At 67.7% G+C, this 21,284-nt stretch carries 21 protein-coding genes; 13 read left to right on the top strand and 8 right to left on the bottom strand.

The window, feature by feature from the left end; translation table 11 throughout:
- Window positions 1-81 precede the first annotated feature (81 nt).
- The 8 genes from M2319_RS10345 to M2319_RS10310 all read right to left on the bottom strand — a co-directional run bounded on the left by M2319_RS10345 (window position 82) and on the right by M2319_RS10310 (window position 8,557).
- A complete protein-coding gene (locus M2319_RS10345; RefSeq protein ID WP_264601381.1) occupies window positions 82-357 on the bottom strand; it encodes a hypothetical protein in 276 nt (91 codons plus the stop codon).
- Window positions 358-360: 3 nt separating this feature from the next.
- Complete coding sequence (locus M2319_RS10340; protein WP_264601380.1) at window positions 361-909, bottom strand: cytochrome c oxidase subunit 3; 549 nt, start codon at window positions 907-909, stop codon at window positions 361-363.
- 17 nt (window positions 910-926) lie between these two features.
- Window positions 927-2,861: a nitric oxide reductase activation protein NorD gene (locus M2319_RS10335; RefSeq protein ID WP_264601379.1), complete on the bottom strand. Its 1,935-nt coding sequence runs from the start codon at window positions 2,859-2,861 to the stop codon at window positions 927-929.
- A gap of 8 nt (window positions 2,862-2,869) precedes the next feature.
- Window positions 2,870-3,658 (bottom strand): CbbQ/NirQ/NorQ/GpvN family protein, encoded by a 789-nt coding sequence (locus tag M2319_RS10330; RefSeq protein WP_264601625.1) that lies wholly within the window; start codon window positions 3,656-3,658, stop codon window positions 2,870-2,872.
- Between the two features lie 23 nt (window positions 3,659-3,681).
- Entirely contained in the window at window positions 3,682-5,052 is a 1,371-nt protein-coding gene (locus M2319_RS10325; RefSeq protein ID WP_264601378.1) for a cbb3-type cytochrome c oxidase subunit I, read from the bottom strand.
- Window positions 5,053-5,062: 10 nt separating this feature from the next.
- Window positions 5,063-5,515: a c-type cytochrome gene (locus M2319_RS10320; protein WP_264601377.1), complete on the bottom strand. Its 453-nt coding sequence runs from the start codon at window positions 5,513-5,515 to the stop codon at window positions 5,063-5,065.
- 104 nt (window positions 5,516-5,619) lie between these two features.
- The gene (locus M2319_RS10315; protein ID WP_264601376.1) at window positions 5,620-6,507 is read right to left on the bottom strand and encodes an FAD:protein FMN transferase; all 888 of its coding nucleotides are present in this window, start codon (window positions 6,505-6,507) and stop codon (window positions 5,620-5,622) included.
- Between the two features lies 1 nt (window position 6,508).
- The gene (locus M2319_RS10310; protein ID WP_264601375.1) at window positions 6,509-8,557 is read right to left on the bottom strand and encodes a NosR/NirI family protein; all 2,049 of its coding nucleotides are present in this window, start codon (window positions 8,555-8,557) and stop codon (window positions 6,509-6,511) included.
- A gap of 131 nt (window positions 8,558-8,688) precedes the next feature.
- Here M2319_RS10310 and M2319_RS10305 point away from each other — a divergent pair, with 131 nt between their 5' ends.
- From M2319_RS10305 to M2319_RS10245, 13 genes are all read left to right on the top strand, one after another.
- On the top strand, window positions 8,689-10,443 hold the full coding sequence (locus M2319_RS10305) for a nitrite reductase (protein ID WP_264601374.1): 1,755 nt from the start codon (window positions 8,689-8,691) through the stop codon (window positions 10,441-10,443).
- A 77-nt stretch (window positions 10,444-10,520) separates the two neighbouring features.
- The gene (gene cobA, locus M2319_RS10300) at window positions 10,521-11,306 is read left to right on the top strand and encodes a uroporphyrinogen-III C-methyltransferase (protein WP_264601373.1); all 786 of its coding nucleotides are present in this window, start codon (window positions 10,521-10,523) and stop codon (window positions 11,304-11,306) included.
- On the top strand, window positions 11,299-11,616 hold the full coding sequence (locus M2319_RS10295; protein WP_264601372.1) for a c-type cytochrome: 318 nt from the start codon (window positions 11,299-11,301) through the stop codon (window positions 11,614-11,616). The genes cobA and M2319_RS10295 overlap by 8 nt, the downstream gene beginning before the upstream one ends.
- Window positions 11,613-12,791: a cytochrome D1 domain-containing protein gene (locus tag M2319_RS10290; RefSeq protein ID WP_264601371.1), complete on the top strand. Its 1,179-nt coding sequence runs from the start codon at window positions 11,613-11,615 to the stop codon at window positions 12,789-12,791. The genes M2319_RS10295 and M2319_RS10290 overlap by 4 nt, the downstream gene beginning before the upstream one ends.
- Window positions 12,792-12,793: 2 nt before the next feature.
- Window positions 12,794-13,780: a siroheme decarboxylase subunit beta gene (ahbB, locus tag M2319_RS10285; protein ID WP_264601624.1), complete on the top strand. Its 987-nt coding sequence runs from the start codon at window positions 12,794-12,796 to the stop codon at window positions 13,778-13,780.
- Entirely contained in the window at window positions 13,777-14,250 is a 474-nt protein-coding gene (locus tag M2319_RS10280; RefSeq protein ID WP_264601370.1) for an Lrp/AsnC family transcriptional regulator, read from the top strand. The genes ahbB (M2319_RS10285) and M2319_RS10280 overlap by 4 nt, the downstream gene beginning before the upstream one ends.
- Window positions 14,247-14,735, top strand: coding sequence for a siroheme decarboxylase subunit beta (ahbB, locus tag M2319_RS10275; RefSeq protein WP_264601369.1), 489 nt, complete (start codon window positions 14,247-14,249; stop codon window positions 14,733-14,735). Before M2319_RS10280 ends, ahbB (M2319_RS10275) begins: the two co-directional genes overlap by 4 nt.
- A 3-nt stretch (window positions 14,736-14,738) precedes the next feature.
- The gene (gene nirJ / locus M2319_RS10270) at window positions 14,739-15,959 is read left to right on the top strand and encodes a heme d1 biosynthesis radical SAM protein NirJ (RefSeq protein ID WP_264601368.1); all 1,221 of its coding nucleotides are present in this window, start codon (window positions 14,739-14,741) and stop codon (window positions 15,957-15,959) included.
- Entirely contained in the window at window positions 15,934-17,517 is a 1,584-nt protein-coding gene (locus M2319_RS10265) for a nitrite reductase (protein ID WP_264601367.1), read from the top strand. Before nirJ ends, M2319_RS10265 begins: the two co-directional genes overlap by 26 nt.
- Window positions 17,501-17,767, top strand: a complete 267-nt coding sequence (locus M2319_RS10260; protein WP_264601366.1) for a hypothetical protein — start codon at window positions 17,501-17,503, stop codon at window positions 17,765-17,767. Before M2319_RS10265 ends, M2319_RS10260 begins: the two co-directional genes overlap by 17 nt.
- A 50-nt stretch (window positions 17,768-17,817) precedes the next feature.
- Entirely contained in the window at window positions 17,818-18,183 is a 366-nt protein-coding gene (locus M2319_RS10255; RefSeq protein ID WP_264601365.1) for a TusE/DsrC/DsvC family sulfur relay protein, read from the top strand.
- A 753-nt stretch (window positions 18,184-18,936) separates the two neighbouring features.
- A complete protein-coding gene (locus M2319_RS10250) occupies window positions 18,937-19,275 on the top strand; it encodes an Hpt domain-containing protein (protein WP_264601364.1) in 339 nt (112 codons plus the stop codon).
- On the top strand, window positions 19,275-21,284 hold the full coding sequence (locus tag M2319_RS10245) for a cellulose biosynthesis cyclic di-GMP-binding regulatory protein BcsB (protein WP_264601363.1): 2,010 nt from the start codon (window positions 19,275-19,277) through the stop codon (window positions 21,282-21,284). The genes M2319_RS10250 and M2319_RS10245 overlap by 1 nt, the downstream gene beginning before the upstream one ends.

Raw genomic sequence — 21,284 nt, 5'->3', positions numbered from 1 at the left:
GAGACGACGCAAACGGGGCGCTCCCAGGCGCGATCATCCGCGATTCGGCTGCAAACGGTTATGCCACGAATCCGCGTGCCATCAGATCGTGGGCGCTACGTAAAGCCCCAGCAACAGCAGCGCGTAAAGCGCCAGGGTGATCTCGAAGCCTTTGCGCCAGAAAGGGGCCGCGGCAAGGCCGAGATAGGCGTTGAGGATGAGCCGGGCCTTCAGCCAGGACAGCAACAATATCGCTGCACCGGCGGCGGTGAGCGCGACAGGCCCGAGGCCCGATCCGACCGCAAGGGCGATCGCGGTCGAGCCGAGGCAAAGGGCGATCAGTAGGATCCAGGCGCAGATGAGCGGATCGCGCGGCATCGCTCACCTCAGGAGATAGACGACGGGGAAGAGGATCACCCAGACGAGGTCGACCATGTGCCAGAACGCCGTGCCGACTTCCAGGCTGTGTGGGCTATCCTTCCAGCCGATGAGGGCGAGGATGACGATGCCGGCGACCACATGGGCGAAGTGGAAGCCCGTGAGCAGGAAATAGAAGGTGAAGAAGGGGTGCGTCTCGGTGGACAGGCCGGCCGCGAAGGCGTCCGCGAACTCCCAGCCCTTGACGACGAGGAAGACGGCGCCGAGCAGTGCGGCGGCGGCCAGCAGGAGGCGGGTCCTGCCGCGCCGGCCGTCGCGCCGTGCCCGGACCGCCAGGGCGGCGAGGAACCCGGAGGTCACCAGCACCACCGTGTTGATGCCGGCAGCAGCCCGGTGGAGATCGTCCTGGGAAGCGGCAAAGCCGGCCGGATCGGAAATGCGAACGGCGAGGAATGCGGCGAGCCCGGCCCCGAACACCAGGAGTTCGGAGACGATTAGCACCCACATCATCAGGTCGCCCGGCAGTTGCTCGAGCGGATCCGCCGATGCCATGACCTTCGCCTTCCCGCTCATGCCCCGACCAGGTGCCGGTAGATCTCCGGCAGGGCGGCGGTGAGCCGGTCCGGATGGGAGATCTGGGCGTAGCCGCCGCGGCCAAAAATGCGCGGAAACCAGGAGCGGGCGTCCTTGTCGACGGTGATCCCGAAGACGGCATGGCCGGCGCGGCGCGCCTCGCGCACCGCCATGGCGCTGTCCTCGATGCCGTGCCGGCCCTCATAGTGGTCGAGGTCGTTCGGCTTGCCGTCGGTGATGACGAGGAGCAGGCGCCGCTTCTTGGCCTGCTCGGCAAGCCCGGCCGAGGCGTGGCGGATGGCGGCTCCGAGGCGGGTGTAGAAGCCGGGCTTCAGGGACCGGATGCGGGCCTCCACCGTCGCCCCCATCGGCTCGCCGAAATCCTTGCAGCCGAGAAGGTAGACGCGGTTCCGCTTCAGCGAGGAAAAGGCGTGGATTGCGAAGTCGTCGCCGCAGGCATCGAGCCCCCAGGCCAGCGCGGCCAGCGCCTCGCGCTCGATGTCGATGACCTGGCGGCCGGAAACGGCGCTCTCTGTCGACCGCGAGACGTCGAGCAGGATGGAGACGGAAAGGCTGCGCGCCTGGGGCCGGCTCTGGCGCCAGATGCGTTCGTTGGCGATGCCGGTGGCCAGCCGGTCGGTGCTGGCGCGCACCGCCATGTCGGTGTCCAGCTCGTCGCCGTCGAGGTGGCCGGCGGTCATCATGCGGCCGGGCCTCAGCGCCTCGAACTGGCGCTTGACCGAGCGGATGCGCCGGACGGCCTGCGCATCGTCGCCGGGCGCCTCGGCATCGTCCGGCTCCGCCGTGCTTTCCAGTACGCGCACATGGGCGGGCAGGTAGGTTCCGGTGCGCGCGTCCCATTCCGGATAGGTGTGGGCGGCCGAAAGCGCCTCGCGGTCGGCGTCTTCCGGGGCAAGGTCGAGATGCAGCTTCAGCCGGGTGGCAGGGCTTTTGGAGACCTGGCCGAGGCCGATTTCCTCCTGGTCATCGGCCGCCTTCCTGGCGCTGTCGGTGTCGTCGTCGTCGACCCGGCGGTTGAGGTTGAGGAATTCGGTCCAACTCAGGATCGCCTCGAACTTGTGGAGGATGAGGCTGTCCTTGCGCTCCGCCTCGTCGGAGCGGTGGCGGCGGGCGCGCTTGACGCCGGTCGGGCCGTCCTCCGCGGGGCCTTCGCCGGGCGCTGCCTCGTCCTCGTTGGACGCGGAGCGGGTGCGCTCCCGGCAGTCGATCCACAGCGGCACGGGCTGGAAGGGGCGGTAGCCCCGCGGCGCGTGGACGTCCACAAGGTCGCCGCTGCGGCAGGCAACGAGCATCTGCGCGGCCAGCGTCGACAGCGGCCGGCGATCGCCGAGCACATGGCGAACGAGATCCTCCACCGCGGTCTCGACCGGCGGAAGCTTGCGGTCGGGGCGATTGGCGAGGCAGGCGCGGCAAAGGTCGCGCTGCAAGCCCGCCAGGCCGGGCGCCTCGGCAAGAGTGCGTAGCGTTCCGGCCATCGCCGCCATGATCGCCGCGATATCGGCCCTCAATGGATCGCCATGGCGCGGCGGCGGGCAAATATGCGGTGCCGAGGCGGCGAGCCAGAGATAGAGCGCCGCATTGGCTTCGCGGTAGGGAAAGACGGCGAGCGACGCTGGCAGGCGCAGGGCCTCGCCGTCGAAGCTCGCGCGTGGCATCCGCTCCGCGTCGGTCGCAAGCCGCCGGCGGAACGACAGCCGGTGGCGGCTCTGCTCGCCATCCACCGGTTTTAATGCAACGTCGGGGCTGCCGCCGAGCCCGCGATAGAAAACGGCCAGCCGTCCCTCGACCTCTGCGAGGTCGACACGGGCACCGTCATGCTCCGCTGTCACATCGAGACGGCTGGCCAGGGTGTGCCACAGTTTCCCGACGGTCTCTTCGGGTTCCCATGGCTCGATGTCGATCTTCGTCATGGCCTGCCTCATCCATAAACGGCCAGGACGAGATCGAGCAGCCCGCGCTTGACGTCGGCGTCGTCGGTCAAGGGCTCGACCATGGCCACCGACACCGCGCGCTCGACCGGCATTCCGGTGGCGATGAGGGTCGCCGCATAGACGACGAGGCGCGTCGAGACGCCTTCTTCCAGGTCCTGCCCCTTGAGGCCGCGCAGCTTGTTGGCGAGGCGCACGAGGGGCTGCACCCGAGCCTCTTCCAGACCGCTTTCGCGAACCACCACGGGCACCTCGTGCTCGGGCGCCGGGAAGTCGAATTCAAGGGCGACGAAGCGCTGCCGGGTCGACGGCTTCAGCGTTTTCAGGATGTTCTGGTAGCCGGGATTGTAGGAGGCGACGAGCATGAAGCCGGGGGCGGCGGCGATCTCCTCGCCGGTGCGGTCGACCGGCAGGATGCGACGGTCGTCGGTCAGCGGGTGCAGCACGACGGTGACGTCCTTGCGGGCCTCGACGACCTCGTCGAGATAGCAGATGGCGCCTTCGCGCACGGCGCGGGTCAGCGGCCCGTCGACCCAGACCGTCTCGCCGCCCTTCAGCAGATAGCGGCCGATCAGGTCGGCGGCGGAGAGGTCATCGTGGCAGGCAACGGTATAGAGCGGGCGCGCCAGCCGGTTCGCCATATGGGTGACGAAGCGGGTCTTGCCGCAGCCGGTCGGGCCTTTGAGGAGCACCGGCAGCCGGTTGGCGTGGGCGGCGGCAAAGACGGTGCATTCGTCGCCGTGGGGAAGGTAGAAGGCGGCCGGGGCCGCCTTCTCCATGTCGAGCGGGGCGTTCACGGTCACTACTCCGCGGCCGCCTGCACGGCCGGGCCGGGCGCAACGACTTCCCGTCCGGGTACCAGCACCGAATAGAGGAACAGGGCGACGCCGAGGACGACCGCGACGCCGGAGCCGAACCGCATCCAGAAGAAGATGGCGAGCTGGTCCTGGACCTCGATGAAGTTCATGCCCATGACCCGCTGCAGGTGCGTCTGCACGGCACCGGCGAAGGTCAGCGTCACGGTCATGAACACCATGCCGCTGCTCATCAGCCAGAACGACGCCATGTTGAGCACCTGGTTATAGGGATCGCGGCCCCTCAGGATCGGCGCCATATAGGTGAAGACCGCAAGGTTGAGGGACACATAGGCGCCGAAGAAAGCGAGGTGGCCGTGCGCGGCGGTGATCTGGGTGCCGTGGGTGTAGAAGTTGACGCCGTGCAGGGTGTGCAGGAAGCCCCAGACGCCGGCGCCGAAGAAGGCAAGGGTGGCGCAGCCGAGGCTCCACAGCAGCGCGGCCCGGTTCGGATGGTTGCGGCGGCCCTTCCAGACCATGACGAAGGCAAAGCTCATCATGGCAAAGAACGGGACGACCTCCAGCGAGGAGAAGATCGAGCCGATCCACTGCCAGTAGCCCGGCGTGCCGATCCAGTAATAGTGGTGGCCGGTGCCGAGGATGCCGGAGAAGAGGGCCGTTGCGACGATGACGTAAAGCCATTTCTCCACCACCTCGCGGTCGACGCCGGTCAGCTTCAGCATCAGATAGGCGAGGATCGAGGCCATGATCAGCTCCCAGACGCCCTCGACCCACAGATGCACGACGTACCACCAGTACTGCTTGTCGAGTGCCAGGTTCTCCGGATTGTAGAAGGCAAAGAGGAACAGCAGCGCCAGGCCCCAGAGGCCGAGGAGCAGGATGTTGGTGACCGCGGTCTTGCGGCCCTTCAGGACCGTCATGGTGACGTTGAAGAGGAAGATGAGCGCGGCGACGACGATGCCGGCCTTCACCCATTTCGGCTGTTCCAGGAACTCGCGCCCCTCGTTGCCGAGCAGGAAATTGCCGTCAAAGAGGTTGAAGAGGTAGGTGACGACGACGCCGGCCGTACCGACGACGAGGATCAGGAGCTGCAGATAGGCGAGCATCGGCGAATGGATCTCGCGCTCCGCCTCCTCGGGAATGAGGAAATAGGCGGCGCCGAAGAAGCCGGTGATCAGCCACACCACCAGGCTGTTGGTGTGCAGCATGCGGGCGATGTTGAAGGGCAGGATTTCCGACAGGAAGTTCGGCTGCACATAGATGTAGCCGAGGACGAGGCCCATCAGGACCTGGACGGCGAACAGCGCCAGCGCGACATACATGTAGGCGAGCGCGATCTTCTGCGACTGGTATTTCATGGCGATCTCCTCAACCGGCGTCGTTCGGCGGCCAGTTCTGCGAACGGATGGTCGACGCCCACAACAGGAAGTCGGCGATCTGGCGATACTCTTCATCGGTCAGGTCGAAATGCGGCATTTGCCGGCGGCCCTCGATGCCGGTGGGCATCGATTCCATCCATCCCTTCAAGGTCTCAAAGGCGGCTTCCGGGTCGTCCTGGACGCCCCAGCGCACCATCACGTTGCTGAGTTCCGGGGCGAAATAGGCGCCTTCGCCGAGGATCGTGTGGCAGTTGATGCAGGCGTGCTTTTCCCAGAGGCGCTTGCCGGCGGCGACGCTTTCGGTCAGCTTTGCCGTGTCGGTGGAGACAGTCGTGATGTAGTAATGGCTGTGTGCCGAAAGTCCCAGAAATATCAGTATGAAGAAGAGAGATCCCCCATAGAAGATATTTCGGGCCATGCTCTTTGTCATGACTTCGCGCATCTTGCGCCCCCTTTGCTGGAGCTGTTGATGATTTTCCATGAATTGGTGAAGGGGCGCCCCGGTGCCTTAACCAAAGTCAAGCGGCGCCGGATTTCGCGATCCGCCTACACCAGCGCGGCAAGGCGCGCGCCGGGAAACCGCTTCAGCGCAGCCGCGATGGCTTCCCGATCCATCAGGCAAAAGGCGGTCGACAATCCATCGGCAAGGGCCGCCGAGGGCGCGGTCACGGCGGCGAGCCGCCAGCGGGCGCTGGCGCCGTCCGGATCGATGATGTGGCCGAGGCGTCCGCCCGGCCCGATGCGCGTGCCGCCCGGCGAGGAGACGGCGAGCGCCATGCCGGAAAGACCGGTGCGTGCCACCTCCGCGCCGTCGGCAAGCGCGATAGCGGCGGACCAGGGCGCGCCGTCGCTGCGATGCCCGAGGCCGGCGATTTCGCCGATGTCGATGAGGACGTTGCTGAAGCCGGCGGCACGGATCAATTCGGCCACGCGATCGGTGGCAAAGCCTTGGGCGATGCCGTTGAAGGTGAGGGCCATGCCGGGCCGGGTAAGGCGGATCTCCTCGCGGGTCACCTGAACGTTCCGCCAGCCGACGAGGGCGCGGGCCGGTCCCGGATCGCGGCCTTCGGCGAGCGCGCGCCAGAGCGGCTGCACGGTCGGATCGAAGGCGCCGCCCGTTGCCGCATGGACCCTGCCGGCAAGGGTGAAGAGCGCAAGCACGTCCGGCGCGGGATGGGCGAGGCGGCCGGTGCGGTTGAGCCGGGTCAGCGAGGACTTGGCAAAGAGCGAGAAGTGCCGCTCGATAAGGGCTAGTTCCTTCTCGATGCGGTGGAACAGGTGCCGCGCCGCATTAGCTTCGGCATCGACAAGCAGGATGCGGGCGTCGGCGCCGAGCGCCCGGCCGCGCCATTCCCACGCCGGCGGGGCGGCCCGTGCCGGTCCGAGCGTGGCGGCAGCGGCGATGATGGTGAGGAAGCGGCGGCGGGTCAGCATGTCATCTCTCCGCTGCCGGCGCCGCGCCGGCGGGGCTGCGGACCCGGCGCTTCAGGATCGTGCAGGTATTCGCATCGTGGAAGATCACCTGGCAGCGCAGGCACAGCACGCATTCATTGGCATTGATGCGACCGAGCGGGTCGATGGCGCCGACCGTGCATTTGGTCTCGCATAAGCGGCACTCCCGGCCGCATTGCGGGCGCCGGTGCAGCCAGTCGAAAATCTTCAGCTTGGCCGGGATCGCGAGCCCCGCCCCGAGCGGGCAGAGATAGCGGCAGAAGAAGCGCTCGATGAAGAGGCCGGCGGCGAGCAGTCCGAGGACATAGGCAACGAACGGCCAGGCCCGCATCATCCTCAGCGACATCGCCGTCTTGAACGGCTCGGCCTCGGCCAGCACCAGGGCGTCGTGGAGCGAGTAGAAGGAGAGCCCGAGGATGGCGACGAAGAGGGTGTATTTGATCACCCAGAACCGTTCGTGCAGCGCCTGGGGGACGGCGACCTGGGGCACCTTCAGGGCCCGCGCGCCGGCGTTCAAAAGCTCTTGGAGCGCGCCGAACGGGCAGAGCCAGCCGCAATAGACGCCGCGGCCCCAGAACAACAGGCCGAGCGCGACGAACGACCAGAGCAGGAAGATCACCGGCTCGATCAAAAAAGTCTCCCAGTGAAAGCCGGTGAGGAGGGCGTGCAGGAATGCAACGACCTGGACGACGGATAGCTGCCCGTTGAAGACCCAGCCGAGCACCACCAGCGTGACGGCGAGAAAGCCGAGACGGCCGACCCGCCACAGCCGGGGGCGGCGCACGAAGCTCTCCTGCAAGAAGAGGATCAGCGTCAGCGTCGCCAGCATCGCGGCGACGACAATGACGGCCGGGCGCTTCGCGGTCCAGGTCTCGCGCCACAGCGGCACCGGTTCCGGCGGCGGCGGGCGCTGGAACGCCTCCGGCAACGTGTAGGTGGCCGGGATCGTCGTCGCCACCGTGCCGCCGCCTTCGGCCGGCCGTTCGGCCCGCACCTCCACCGTGATCGGCTGCATCGGATCGATCGCCGGGCCGAGGCGGAAAATGCTGACCTCCTTCATTGTCGGGGCGTCCTCGGCGGCGAGCCGCTTGACGAACAGGTAGTCGTCGGCACCCGGATGGAGCCGCGTGTCGCCCTGGACGATTGTCAGCCGCTCGAAGGTGCCGGAGCGCCTCCAGGCCGTGCCGCGGTGGGAATAGAGCCCGCGCGACAGCACGATGAGGGCGGTGTCGCCGGGGCCGAGAGTGCCGAGCGCGTTCGTGTAGAGCTGCTGGCCGAGGAGGTTACGCCCGACGGTCGGCGGATCGGCAAGGCCGACATAAAGGTCGAGAAAGGCGCCGTCGCCCGGCGGCACCGGGACGAGCGCGCCGGTCAGCTTGTCCGTCGCCTCCGACATCGACAGACGGCTATGGGCGAGCGCCCCCATCTCCAATAGCTCCGGCCAGCCGGCGGGGGAAAAGGCGAGCCGTTCGATGCGGTCGCCGGAGAGAAGGCTGCGGCCCATGGCGAGCGTGCGGGCGGTGCGCAGGATGCCGTCGCGGATGACGCCGGTGGAAACCGTCGCCCGGGCGATGACGTCCGGAACGCCGGGTTGTGGCGCCAGGATCCTGTCGCGCGGCGCGCTGAGGTCGACGCCGGCAAAGCCGTCGACGTAGCGGCCGATATCCTCGTCGGAAATGCCGAGCGTCAGCACAGGCTCGTTGTGGCGCATCAGCCGGGCGCCGGCGATATGGGCCCTGGTGTCGATGGCAACGAGCACATCGAGGGGGCGGCCGGAATAGCCGACCGAGCCGGCGATCTCCCAGGTCGAGCCGATATGGCCGACGACCGTGTCGCCGGCGCGCACTGTCCAGCCGGGAACGCCGGCACGCTCCTCGCGCACCACGCCGACGGGATCGTTACGCCCGAACAGGTCGGCGGCAAGCGTCGCATCCGGCCTTGCGGGTTCGATGGCATCCGCCAGTACGCCGGCCGCCGATGCCGATTGCGACAGCGGAATAAGAACGGAAAGGCAGAGGCAAAAAAAACGCATTTTCGGACCCGTGCACCGGCTCCGGACAATTAACAAAAGTTGAATTCAACGCCTTAACGAAAGTCAAGGAGACACCACCAGTCGGCGTATACTTTGGGTGCCGCCTCATCAGCGGATCGGAGGAAACCCCTATGAGACTCCCGTATTTCAAAGCCGCGCCGGCGCTTGTTGCGAGCGCCGCCATGGCGACGGTCCTCGGCCTCAGCGGAGCCCTGGCCCAGGACAAGCCGAAGAGCCACGCCGATACGCCTGCGGCGGCCTACAAGCCGAGCATGACGACGCTCGGTGAAATCAAGGTCGAAATCCCCGGCCGCAAGGCGGACGACCCGGTGATTTCCGGCGAGGAATTCCAGCGCGCCGCGACGATCTATTTCGAGCGCTGCGCCGGCTGCCACGGCGTCCTTCGCAAGGGCGCGACCGGCAAGCCGCTGACCCCCGACATCACCCGGGAACTCGGCTACGACCACCTCATCAACTTCATCACCTACGGCTCGCCGGCGGGCATGCCGAACTGGGGGACATCGGGCGAGTTGAGCGAAGACGACGTCGACCTGATGGCCCGCTACGTGCTGATGGAGCCGCCGGCGCCGCCGGAATTCGGCATGCCGCAGATGAAGGAGAGCTGGAAGGTCGTGGTCGCGCCGGAGGACCGGCCGACGAAGAAGATGAACGACATCGACATCGACAACCTGTTCTCCGTCACCCTGCGGGACGCCGGGCAGGTCGCGCTGATCGACGGCAAGACTTACGACATCCACGCCATCATCGACACGGGCTATGCCGTCCACATCTCGCGCATCTCGGCATCCGGCCGCTATCTCTACGTCATCGGCCGCGACGCCAAGGTCAACATGATCGACCTGTGGATGGACCCGCCGGCGACCGTTGCCGAAATCAAGATCGGTTCGGAGGCCCGCTCGGTGGAAACCTCGAAATTCGAGGGCTGGGAGGACAAATACGCGATCGCCGGCTCCTACTGGCCGCCGCAATACGTGATCATGGACGGCAACACGCTGGAGCCGCTCAAGGTCGTGTCGACCCGCGGCAACATCTACGACGAACAGACCTACCATCCCGAGCCGCGCGTCGCCTCGATCGTCGCCTCGCACTACCACCCGCAATTCATCGTCAACGTGAAGGAGACCGGCAAGATCCTGCTGATCGACTTCTCCGACCTGAAGAACCTGACGACGACGGAGATCGAGGCCGAGCGGTTCCTGCATGACGGCGGCTTCGATTCCACCCACCGCTACTTCCTGGTCGCCGCCAACGCCCGCAACAAGGTCGCGGTGGTCGATACCAAGGACGAAAAGCTGATCGCCATGATCGAGACCAATGGGGCGACGCCGCATCCGGGCCGCGGGGCGAACTTCGTGCACCCGGTCTACGGTCCGGTCTGGGCGACCTCCCATCTCGGTGACGAGAGCGTCGCGCTGATTGGCACCGATCCGGAAGGACACCCGGATCAGGCCTGGAAGCTCGTCCAGTCCTTCTATGCGCTCGGCGGCGGCTCGCTCTTCATCAAGACCCATCCGAACTCGCACCATCTCTATGTCGATGCGCCGCTCAACCCGGATGCGGAGGTCTCGGCCTCGATCGCGGTGTTCGACACCTCGACGATGACCGAGGAGGAGCCGGAGTTCAAAACGCTGCCGATCGGCGAATGGGCCGGCATTCCGGAAGGCCAGCCGCGGGTCGTCCAGGGCGAGTTCAACCGCGAGGGCACCGAGATCTGGTTCTCCGTCTGGAACTCCAAGGACAAGGTCTCGGCCATCGTCGTGGTCGACGACGAGACGCTGCAGCCCAAGAAGGTGATCAAGGATTCCCGCCTGATCACGCCGACGGGCAAGTTCAACGTCTTCAACACGCGCAGCGACGTCTACTGACGACGCCGGTCGGGGAGGGCCGTCCGGTCCTCCCCGGTCCCGCCCGCCATTGAACGCGAGACGAAAGGGCTGGTCCCATGTCCGGAAAAGTGTTCCTGATCGGCGCAGGCCCCGGCGACCCGGAATATCTGACGCTGAAGGCGCTGAGGGTGCTGCGGGAGGCCGACGTGGTGGTGTTCGACCGCCTGGTATCGCCGGAAATCCTTGCCATGGTCCCGCCGGACGTGCGCCGGATCGACGTCGGCAAGGCGCCGAACGCCCATGCCGTCCCCCAGGACCGCATCAACGCCATTCTCGTCGACCTTGCAGCGCGCGGCCTGACGGTCGCCCGGCTGAAGGGCGGCGACCCGCTCGTCTTTGGCAGGGGCAGCGAGGAGGCCGCCGCACTCGCCGACGCCGGTATTGCCGTCGACTACGTGCCCGGCATCACCGCCGCGCAAGGGGCGGCCGCCGCGACCGGCATCCCGCTCACCCATCGCGGTCTTGCCTGCGGCGTTCGCTATGTCACCGGCCACCGCGCCCGCAACATGCCGCTCGACCTCGACTGGCGGAGCCTTGCCGACGACGAGACGACGCTGGTGGTCTATATGGGCGTTGCCAACATTGCCGAGATCGCCGCCGGGCTCACCGCCCACGGCCTGTCGGCCGAGACGCCGGTGATGGCAATCGCCAACGCTACCACGCCGCGCGAACAGAGGCTGGTCTCCCAGCTTGACCGGATCGGCGCGGACGTTGCTCTCAATCGCCTTGAAGCACCGGTCCTCTTCATCATCGGCCGGGTTGTCTCGCTCTACCGAGACCTGCCCGACTGCCTGCCAGTCGCCGCCATGCTGGCCGAAACCCGGGTCGCCGGCCATGGCTAGGCTCGCCGCCGTCCTCGCACTGATGCTGTTGGCCGGCCCGGCGGCGGCGGATGAGGTCTCGCCCGACCGCGCGGCACGGCTGCAGCATCTGGTACTGCAGGACTGCGGCTCCTGCCACGGCCTCACGCGAAAGGGTGGCCTCGGCAGCCCGCTGACCCGCGAGGCGCTGGGCGGCGCCGACCCGCACGCGATCGCCGGCATCATCCTCGACGGTCTGCCGGGGACGGCAATGCCGCCCTGGCGCCCGCTCTTGACCGAGACCGAGGCGCTGTGGATCGCCAACTATCTTTTGGAGGAGCCGGCCGAATGACATCGATCGCCCCCCTGTCGCGCCGCGCCGTCCTCGGCCTTGCTGCGGCCGGCCTGCTTGCCGCCGCGACCGCCCGCGCCGAGACGCCCTGCTGCGCCACAGGCGACCTCGGCCTCATCGTGGAGCGTGCCACCGGCTCCCTGATCGTCGTCGACCAGTCCGAGCGCGCCGCCGTCGGCCGCATCGAGGGCCTCGGCGACCTCTCCCATGCCAGCCTCGTCTATTCGCCCGACGAGCGCTACGCCTTCGTCTTCGGCCGCGACGGCGGCCTCACCAAGGTCGATATCCTCGCGAGAACCATCGTCAAGCGCGTGGTGCAGGCCGGCAACTCCATCGGCGGCGCCATCTCCGATGATGGCCGGCTCGTCGCGGTTTCCAACTACGAGCCGGGCGGCGTGCGGGTGTTCGACGCCGACACCCTAGACATGGTCGCCGACATCCCGACCGGGTCGAAGACCGTCGGCCTCGTCGACGCGCCGGGGCGGCGCTTCGTCTTCTCGCTCTGGGATGCCGGCGCGACCTGGATCGCCGACATGTCCGGCGCGGCGCCGGCAATCACAAAGCTCGCCGGCGTCGGCACCAACCCCTATGACGGGCTGATCACCGGCGACGGGCGCACCTATATCGCCGGCCTCTTCGGCGAGGACGGCCTTGTCCGCATCGACCTGTGGGCAAAGAGGCCGAAGCCTGAACGCATCCTGCCCCATTACGGCCGCGGCCGCGAAAAGCTGCCAGTCTACAAGATGCCCCATCTGGAGGGCTGGGCGCTCGCCGGCGACCAGTTCGTGCTGCCGGCCGTCGGCCAGCACGAGGTGCTGTGGATGGATGCCCGCGACTTCCGCGAGGTCGCGCGCACGCCGACCCACGGCCAGCCGGTCTTCGCCATGGCCCGGCCGGGCGGCCGCCAGGTCTGGGTGAACTACGCCCATCCCCTCAACGACACGATCCAGGTCATCGACAGCCAGAGCCACGAGATCGTCCACGAACTGACGCCGGGGCCGGCGGTGCTGCACATGGAATTCACCGCCCGCGGCACCGAGGTCTGGGTCTCGGTGCGCGATGCCGACCGGGTCGACATCTATGACGCCGTGACCTTCGAAAAGCTCGGCGAGATCACGGCCAAGAGCCCGTCCGGCATCTTCTTCACCGCCCGCGCGCACAGGATCGGATTGTGACGATGATCGACCGGCTCTCATCCCTCGACCGCGCACTCCTGGAGGATTTTCAGCGCGACCTGCCGCTCGTCGCCGCGCCGTTCGCGGCGATGGCCGGGCGGCTCGGCGTGGACGAAGAGACGGTACTCGACCGCTTGCGGGCCCTGAAGGCGGCCGGTGCCGTCTCCCGCGTCGGCGCCACCTTCCGTCCGAACACCGCCGGCGCCTCGACGCTTGCGGCCCTCGCCGTGCCGGAGCCGCGCATCGAGGAGGTCGCCGCCATCGTCGGCGCCGAGCCCGGCGTCAACCACAGCTATCTGCGCGAGCATGCCTGGAATCTCTGGTTCGTCGCCACCGCGCGCGATGCCTACGACCTCGCCGCGAGCCTTCACCGGATCGAGCAAGACACCGGCCTGCCGCTCCTCGACCTGCGCCTCGTGCGCGCCTTCAATGTCGATCTCGGCTTCTCCATGCGCGGGCCGCGCAAGCCGCTCTCCACCTGCTGCGCGGCCGACGTCTCCGTCCTTTGCGAGGAGGACCGGCCGATCCTTGCCGCCCTTGCCGACGGGCTCGATCTCGTGCCCCGACCGTTCGCGGCGCTCGGCAAGGCCCTCGGCCGCGATGAAGCGTCCGTGCTGGAGCGCATTGCGATCCTTGCCGGCGCGCGCATCCTCACCCGCATCGGCGTCATCGTCCGCCACCGGGCGCTCGGCTGGCGCGCCAACGCCATGGTCGTCTGGCAGGTGCCGGAAGAGCGCATCGAGGCGGCGGGAACGGCGCTCTGCTCGCTCGCCGGCGTCACGCTCTGCTACCAGCGCCGCACGGTGCCGGGCATCTGGCCCTACGCGCTCTTTTCCATGATCCATGGTCGCAGCCGCACCGAGACCCTCGGCGTGCTGGCGGCCGCCGAAGATCTGCCGGAACTCGCCGGCATCCGCCGCCAGGTGCTGTTCTCCACCCGCTGCTACAAGCAGACGGCCGCCCTTCTGCAAGGGGAGGCCGCCGCATGAGGCACGCACCGCTTCCCCCCGACGCCCTCGACGATATCGACCGGCGCATCATCAACGCCTTGCAGGACGGCTTTCCGCTGACGCCGCGGCCCTTCGCGGATGCCGGCGCCGAACTCGGCCTTGCCGAGGACGACCTGATCGCCCGCATCGCCAGGCTGCGCGACATCGGCGCGATTACCCGCTTCGGCCCGTTCTTCGATGCCGCGGCGATGGGCGGCGATTTCTGCCTCTGCGCCATGGCCGTGCCGGCCGAGCGCTTCGAGGCGGTCGCCGAAGCCGTCAATGCCCGCCGGGAAGTCGCCCACAATTACGAGCGCGACCACCGGCTCAACATGTGGTTCGTGCTGGCGGTCGAGAAGCCTGACGACATCGCCCGCATCGCGAAAGAGATCGAGGCGGAGACCGGCATCGCCGTCCTGACCTTTCCCAAGCTCGCCGAGTTCTACATCGGCTTCCGGGTGAGCGCATGAGGATCGACGAGACCGACCGCAGGCTGATCGCCGAGACCCAGGCGGGGCTGCCCCTGGTGCCGGAGCCCTATGCGGAGATCGGCCGCCGGCTCGGCATTGCCGAGGCCGCGGTCCGCGAGCGACTGGCGGCGCTGCAGGCCCGCGGCATCGTCCGCCGCATCGCGATTGCCCCCAACCACTACGCCCTCGGCATGGTCGCCAACGGCATGAGCGTCTGGGACGTCGCCGACGACGCGGTCGCCCGGCTCGGGCCGGAGGTCGGCGCGCTCCCCTTCGTCAGCCACTGCTATCTGCGGCCGCGGGCGCTGCCCGACTGGCCCTACAATCTCTTTGCCATGGTCCATGGCGAAAGCCGCGCCGAAGTGGAGGAAAAGCGCGGCGAGATCGCCCGGCTCCTCGGCGCCGCCTGCCGCGGCAGCGACATCCTTTATTCCACCCGCATCCTGAAGAAGACGGGCATGCGGCTTGCAAAAAACGGGAGGTGAGCGATGTTCCGGCTGACCCAGTACATGAAAGAGCTCCTGGAGCCGACCCCGGTGCGTGCGCGCCGGAGCGTCGCCGCCGTCAAGCCCGTCGTCATCTGGAACCTCACCCGGCGCTGCAATCTGCGCTGCCGCCACTGCTACACGGCCTCGGCCGACGTGCCGTTCCCGGGCGAGCTGACCCATGACGAGGCGCTCGGCGTCCTCGACGACCTTGCCGCCTTCGGCGTTCCGGCGCTGATCCTGTCCGGTGGCGAGCCGCTGCTGCGCTTCGATTTCTTCGATCTGGCGACGCGCGCCCGCGACCTCGGCTTCCGCCATCTGGCGCTCTCCACCAACGGCACCAGGATCACCGGCGACAACGCCGACCGCATCGCCGCTCTCGGCTTCGACTATGTCGGCATTTCGCTCGACGGCATCGGCAGGGTCCATGACTGGTTCCGCGGCGTCGACGGCGCCTTCGACGAAGCGCTTGCCGGCGTGCGCGCCTGCAAGGCGCGCGGCATCAAGGTCGGCCTGCGCTTCACCCTGACGGAGGGTACCGCCGAGCACCTGCCGGCAATGATCGACCTCTGCGAGGCCGAAGGGGTCGACAAGCTCTACCTGTCGCACCTGGTCTATGCCGGGCGCGGCGACAAGCACCGCGGCGAGGACGCCGAGCACGCCCGAACCCGCACCGCGATGGACCTCGTGATCGAGCGCGGCTGGGACGCATTGCGGAACGGCCGCCCGCTGGAGATCGTCACCGGCAACAACGACGCCGATGCGGTCTACTTCCTGGGCTGGGTCGCGGCGCGCTTCCCGGCCGATATGGTCGCCCATGTCCGCGCGCATCTGGAGGCCTGGGGCGGCAATTCCTCCGGCCTCGGCGTTGCCAATATCGACACGCAAGGCAACGTCCACCCCGACACCTACTGGTCGGACTACACGGTCGGCAGCGTCCGCGTTGCGCCGTTCTCTGCGCTGTGGACGGGCGACGATCCGATGCTCGCGCTGTTACGCCAGCGGCCGCGGCCGCTGAAGGGACGCTGCGGTGCTTGTGCCTTCCAAAAGGTCTGCGGCGGCAACACCCGCATCCGCGCCCTGCAGGTCTCCGGCGATCCATGGGCCGAGGACCCGGCCTGCTATCTCCGCGCCGAGGAGATCGGCATTGCCGGCGATGCCGACCGGCTGACCGTCACGCCATTCCGGGGGAAGAGCCATGATCCGGCCCATGAATTCCTTTAGGGCCCCGACGATCGCAATGCTGGCGGCGGCGGCCGGGCTTTATGCGGCTGCGCCCGTGCACGCCGATCCGGACGCTGGTGCGCTCTACCGCGAGCATTGCGCCGAATGCCATGCCGAAAGCCGGCTCGGCGGCATCGGACCGGCGCTGATCCCGGAAACGCTGAAGCGCATCCGCGGTCCGGTGCTGGAAGAGGTGATCGCCCATGGCCGCCCGGCGACCCAGATGGAGGGTTTTGCCGACGTCCTGAAGGCCGACGAGATCGCAGCGCTCGCCGCGTATCTGCGCACGCCGCTCGCCGACATCCCGGCCTGGGGACCGAACGAGATCGCTGAAAGCCGCGAGATGGCCGAGGACTATATGCCTGCGCCGGCGCCCGTCTTTGCCGCCGATCCGATGAACGTCACCCTCGTCGTTGAAACCGGCGACCACCATGTCAGCGTGCTGGACGGCGACACCTTCGACGTCCTCGACCGGTTCGCCACCCCGTTCGCCGTCCATGGCGGGCCGAAATTCTCCCCCGACGGGCATTTCGTCTTCATCATGTCGCGCGACGGCTGGGTCCAGAAATACGACCTCTGGTCCCTCAAGGAGGTCGGCCGGGTGCGCGCCGGCCTCAACAGCCGCAACATCGCCATGAGCCATGACGGGCGCTGGCTGGCCGTCGCCAACTATCTGCCGAAGACGCTGACGATCCTCTCCACCGCCGACCTCAGCGTCGTCAAGGTCGTCGACGTCGTCGCCAGGAACGGCGAGAAGTCGCGGGTCTCCGCCGTCTACCAGGCGCCCCAGCGCAAGAGCTTCATCCTAGCCCTGAAGGACGCGCCTGAGATTTGGGAGATCGCCACCGACCCCGGCGCCGGTCCCTTCCACGACGGCTTCGTGCACAGCTACGAGGCCGGCATGAAAGAGGCGCTGGCGGCCGAAAAGGGCCTCTTTGCCCGCCGGCGCATCGCCATCGACGAGCCCCTCGACGACTTCTTCTTCACCCCCGACTACCGCAACCTCATCGGCACCAACCGTGCCGGCGACCAAGGCGTCGTCGTCAATCTCGATGTCGGGCGGGAAATCGCCAGCCTGCCGCTGCCGGGCATGCCGCATCTGGGATCGGGCATTGTCTGGACCTCCAAGGGCCGCCGGGTAATGGCAACGCCGCACCTGCGCGAGGGCGTCATCTCGGTGATCGACATCGACGACTGGACCGTGGTCGGCACCATCAGGACCGGCGGCCCGGGCTTCTTCCTGCGCAGCCACGAGAACTCGCCTTACGTCTGGGCCGACGTCTTCTTCGGCCCGAACAGGGACGTCATGCACGTCATCGACAAGGAGACGCTCAAGATCGTGAAGACGCTGAAGCCTGTGCCGGGGGCAACGGTCGCCCATACCGAGTTCACCCGCGACGGCCGCTATGCGCTGGTCTCGGTCTGGGAGGACAACGGCGCGCTCCTCGTCTACGACGCACGGACACTGGAAGAGGTCCGGCGGCTGCCGATGAAGAAACCCTCGGGCAAATACAATGTCTGGAACAAGATCACGTTTTCCGATGGCACGAGCCACTGACGCCGGGGGCGGCGCCGGGACGCCGCGACCGGGCCGCCCGCTGTGGCGGCTCGGCCTCTTGCTCTACCCCTTCGCGGCGGCAGCCGTGGCGATCAACCTCTTCATGCTGTCGCTGATGGGGCAGGCCATTGGCCTGCCGGTGCTGTCGCCGGCCGTTTCCGTCGCCTGGTCCATCGCCCTCGGCGTCCCCGCTGCCTGGCTCGCGGCGCGCTGGGTGCGCCGGCTGATCGCAGAGGCAGAGGACGATTGACGGCACGGCAAAGACCGGTGCCGCAGACAACAAGAAGGGGAGGGAAGGCCATGAGGACACGACCCGACGTGGTGACCGAAGACGTCGTCGGAGACCGGACCGTCCGCCGCGACGAAGCCGGATATCTCGTCGATCCGGAGGATTGGGACGCGGCTGTTGCCGAAAAATTTGCCGAAGAGGAGGGCGTCGAACTCGGCGAGGAGCATTGGGCGGTCCTTGCCTTCATGCGGGAGTTTCTCGCCGAATCCGGCGTCGCGCCCGATGCCCGTTTTGCCTTTCGTTTCCTCGCCGCGCGCCACGGTGAGAGCGAAGCGGCGGCAAGGCGCCGCTTCTTTGCCCTTTTTCCCTACGGCTACGTCAAACAGGCCTGCAAGATCGCCGGCATGAAACAGCCGCGGGCCTGGAGCACGGGGTGAGGGAGGCCCGTTCGGTGGCCGCAAAGAGAAAACGGACCGTCCCGAAGAGGTCTCGCCGGGACCGGATGGAGCCCGGCGGAACACCGCCCGCGCATGGGAGCCCTCGCCACATGACGACACCCGACGACGACACCCAGCCTGACGGCTTCGCCTCGCCGCCCTGCTTCCTGCACGAGTTGGACCCGGCCTATCTCGGGCTCGAACCGGCTGAGCAGCGGCACGCACGGGACGCTGCCCGCCGGCAAACATCGAAGGCCGGGGCCGAATGTCCTGCCGCGCCCGGCGACGCTCCGCCGCGCGCCCCCCGGCGATGACATCGTCGGCCGAACGCGGGCGCCACGATATCGCAACGGCGATAGGCCATGCGGTCAAGTGGATAGGGTTGGTTTCGGGTGCCTTCGTCAGTGCGACGGGCTTGATCTTGCGCGCATTTGGCCAGTTACGGCACCTGTCGGCCTCACAGGCCTTGCCGGAGGTGGCGCGGTCGCCGGCCGATGCGCCCCGCGGTCTCCAAGACCTGCCGGTCAACCGGCATCATGCTTGGATCGAGATCCCGCCGATTGAGGCCGGCGGCATCGGTCCTTAAATAAAAAACGTAGCGTTGAACAAAGATGACCGAGACCCGGAAATATTTATTAGAATTATACAATGATTACTCCGGTTGAAATATTAAGGTGTGCAACTTAAACTATTATTATCAATTTTACGATGTCATGAAGCCCAAGAATTGAGTCCTGTTGTTCGGGAATAGTCATGGCACAATCCCCTATTGGTCCTGCCCTGGAACGTATTGCGGCGCGATTTGCAGCGCGGTTGCCGTCGCGCCTCGAGCAGTTGGAGGCACACGCCAACGCGCTGTCGCAAGAAACCTACGCGCCCGAAATGGAGGCCCTCCTGGTGGCCTTGCATGAACTGGCGGGCACGGCGCCGCCACTTGGCTACAAGGACCTGGGCGCCCGGGCCCGGGAGGCCGAGATACGGCTCCTGGAGATCAAGGCCATGTCCGGGCCCCCGACCGATCAGGATCTTGCCGCCCTTCGCTCCATGGCCCTGGCGCTCCGGGAAACCGTTCCCGCGACGGGAGTGCAGTGATGCCCATGACATGGCCGCGCGTGTCGGCGGCGGTGCTCGCCTTGCTGGCATCGGCGGGCGCCGCCGGCGCCGAGCAACCGACGACACAACGGCAGGACATTCTGCCCGCTGCCAAACCCCTGTTCGCGGATACCGCCCTGCGGCGCACCGTGGGGGCCGCCGGCGCTGCGGAGCCGACCACGCAACGGCACGACCCGCCGGCCGCCGACGCCGTAAAATCCCCGCGCGCGGATGCCACGCTCCAGCGCACGATATCGCTCTCCGAACTCGGCTTTGCCCAAGGGATCGAACTGACGGGCCTTTCCGGCGTGCGCGATCTCTATTTCCCGATCCCGCGGCCGTCCACCGTCGACAGCCTCCGCCTGCTGCTGCCCTATCGGTCTGCCGCCGCCTTCGAGAGCCGGCGCTACGTCAAGGTGAGCGTCGCGGACCGGCCGCGTCTGACCAGACCGCTGGGCGTGGAGGAGCGATCGGGAGAGATCGAGATCCTCATCGACCGGGACGTCGTGCAGAACGGCTTCGTCCATGTGCGCATCGAATATTCCGGTGCCATGACGGACGATCGGTGCGTCGACGAACGCCTGTCGGGCGCCTATCTGTCGCTGGCGCCGGCGGGCGGTATCATCGCCACGCTCAACAGGGACGCCCTGACGTCCGTCGCGGACGTGGCGGCGATGATGCCGCGCGATCTCGACATCGTCATCCCCTCAACTCCGAGTGAGGCCCAGGCCGCGGCGGCGCTGGCGCTGGTCGCCGGCAACCCGAACGCTGCCCTGGCGACCACCGCTCGCGCCCCCGCAGGCGGCCGTTGGAGAAGGGGCCGGATCGTCCTGGACGGACGGGACGCGCCCGCCCTGCAGGCGCGCGGCGGGGCCATGCCGTCCATCGCCCTCGGCGGCGACGATCCGCTGGCGGCAGCGCACCTGCTGCAGAGCCGTTGGCGCGCATTGGCGACGTCACCCGAGGTCGATCGGTTGCACCGGTCGGACCGCAGCGCGCCCGACCGCCTGGACTTCAGCGACCTGGGCAGCGATCCGGCGATCCTCCAGGTCGTCGATCGCGGCAGTTGGACCGTCTCCCTGCCGGTGACGCGCGTTCCGCCGGGAAAACGCATTTCCGGCATGGTCGTCGACATGTCGGTTGCCGGCAATGGCGGGAAGACGCCGCCGGTCGTCAGCGTGACCATGAACGGTCTCCTGCTCGCAAGCGTCGTGGTGCAGGACCGCGACAGGGTCCGGCTCGATGTCGACCTGCCGTCCGGCCTGATGACCACCAGCAACTCGGTCGAGATTTCCGCGGTGCGCCAGGTGCGCGGCGGCGATTGCACCCATGCGCCTCAAGGCTACGACGCGCAACTGCTGCCCTCCAGCCATTTCGTCCTCGGCGATGCCGGGCCGGTCGACGATTTCTTTGAACTCGGACCGCACTTTGCCGAAGGCGTCACGGTCGTCCTTCAGGACCCGGCGATGCTCGGCGGTACGGCCCGCCTCCTGCGCGGCCTTCTGGACGAACGGACACCGGTGCGCGTCCGCTACCGCAGCGCGCCGACGGAAGGTCCCTATGTCTGGGTGTCCGACACGGCGCCGCCCCAAGGCACGCCCGCGATCCGTTTCGATGCCGGTCCGGTCCGGCTCGCCGATACCGGCGGCGCCGTTCTGATGGATGGCGCGGTGCTGCAGTCGCAGACGGCTGTACAGCTTCTGGCCGCCGACGGCAGGCAGGTCCTCTGGATACGTCCCGGCACGTCCTTCGATGAGCCCGTCGACAGCGCGGAGCCGCCGGAGCTCGGCCTTGGCAACGTCGCGTTCCTCGATCGCCAGGGCATCAGCCTGGCATTTTCCACCAAGCGCGATCGGCTGATCCAGATCCGCTACCCCGACGCCGGCGGCCTTGCGCAGTATCTCGAGCAATACAGGCTCGGCATGATCGGCGGCGGCTGGCTGATCGCCACGGTCGGATTCGTCCTGCTCCTGCGCGGCATCTCGCGCGCCAGACGGTCGAAGGGCTGA

The organism is Rhodobium gokarnense, assembly GCF_025961475.1.
Classification (GTDB): Bacteria; Pseudomonadota; Alphaproteobacteria; order Rhizobiales; family Rhodobiaceae; genus Rhodobium; species Rhodobium gokarnense.
This window is presented reverse-complemented; position numbering and strand designations above follow the sequence as displayed.

What these genes read in the sequence shown, in the direction of transcription:
- M2319_RS10345 (WP_264601381.1), bottom strand. Translation starts at nt 357, where the DNA reads ATGCCGCGCGATCCGCTCATCTGCGCCTGGATCCTACTGATCGCCCTT.
- M2319_RS10340 (WP_264601380.1), bottom strand. Translation starts at nt 909, where the DNA reads ATGGCATCGGCGGATCCGCTCGAGCAACTGCCGGGCGACCTGATGATG.
- M2319_RS10335 (WP_264601379.1), bottom strand. Translation starts at nt 2,861, where the DNA reads ATGACGAAGATCGACATCGAGCCATGGGAACCCGAAGAGACCGTCGGG.
- M2319_RS10330 (WP_264601625.1), bottom strand. Translation starts at nt 3,658, where the DNA reads ATGGAGAAGGCGGCCCCGGCCGCCTTCTACCTTCCCCACGGCGACGAA.
- M2319_RS10325 (WP_264601378.1), bottom strand. Translation starts at nt 5,052, where the DNA reads ATGAAATACCAGTCGCAGAAGATCGCGCTCGCCTACATGTATGTCGCG.
- M2319_RS10320 (WP_264601377.1), bottom strand. Translation starts at nt 5,515, where the DNA reads ATGCGCGAAGTCATGACAAAGAGCATGGCCCGAAATATCTTCTATGGG.
- M2319_RS10315 (WP_264601376.1), bottom strand. Translation starts at nt 6,507, where the DNA reads ATGCTGACCCGCCGCCGCTTCCTCACCATCATCGCCGCTGCCGCCACG.
- M2319_RS10310 (WP_264601375.1), bottom strand. Translation starts at nt 8,557, where the DNA reads ATGCGTTTTTTTTGCCTCTGCCTTTCCGTTCTTATTCCGCTGTCGCAA.
- M2319_RS10305 (WP_264601374.1), top strand. Translation starts at nt 8,689, where the DNA reads ATGAGACTCCCGTATTTCAAAGCCGCGCCGGCGCTTGTTGCGAGCGCC.
- cobA (WP_264601373.1), top strand. Translation starts at nt 10,521, where the DNA reads ATGTCCGGAAAAGTGTTCCTGATCGGCGCAGGCCCCGGCGACCCGGAA.
- M2319_RS10295 (WP_264601372.1), top strand. Translation starts at nt 11,299, where the DNA reads ATGGCTAGGCTCGCCGCCGTCCTCGCACTGATGCTGTTGGCCGGCCCG.
- M2319_RS10290 (WP_264601371.1), top strand. Translation starts at nt 11,613, where the DNA reads ATGACATCGATCGCCCCCCTGTCGCGCCGCGCCGTCCTCGGCCTTGCT.
- ahbB (WP_264601624.1), top strand. Translation starts at nt 12,794, where the DNA reads ATGATCGACCGGCTCTCATCCCTCGACCGCGCACTCCTGGAGGATTTT.
- M2319_RS10280 (WP_264601370.1), top strand. Translation starts at nt 13,777, where the DNA reads ATGAGGCACGCACCGCTTCCCCCCGACGCCCTCGACGATATCGACCGG.
- ahbB (WP_264601369.1), top strand. Translation starts at nt 14,247, where the DNA reads ATGAGGATCGACGAGACCGACCGCAGGCTGATCGCCGAGACCCAGGCG.
- nirJ (WP_264601368.1), top strand. Translation starts at nt 14,739, where the DNA reads ATGTTCCGGCTGACCCAGTACATGAAAGAGCTCCTGGAGCCGACCCCG.
- M2319_RS10265 (WP_264601367.1), top strand. Translation starts at nt 15,934, where the DNA reads ATGATCCGGCCCATGAATTCCTTTAGGGCCCCGACGATCGCAATGCTG.
- M2319_RS10260 (WP_264601366.1), top strand. Translation starts at nt 17,501, where the DNA reads ATGGCACGAGCCACTGACGCCGGGGGCGGCGCCGGGACGCCGCGACCG.
- M2319_RS10255 (WP_264601365.1), top strand. Translation starts at nt 17,818, where the DNA reads ATGAGGACACGACCCGACGTGGTGACCGAAGACGTCGTCGGAGACCGG.
- M2319_RS10250 (WP_264601364.1), top strand. Translation starts at nt 18,937, where the DNA reads ATGGCACAATCCCCTATTGGTCCTGCCCTGGAACGTATTGCGGCGCGA.
- M2319_RS10245 (WP_264601363.1), top strand. Translation starts at nt 19,275, where the DNA reads ATGCCCATGACATGGCCGCGCGTGTCGGCGGCGGTGCTCGCCTTGCTG.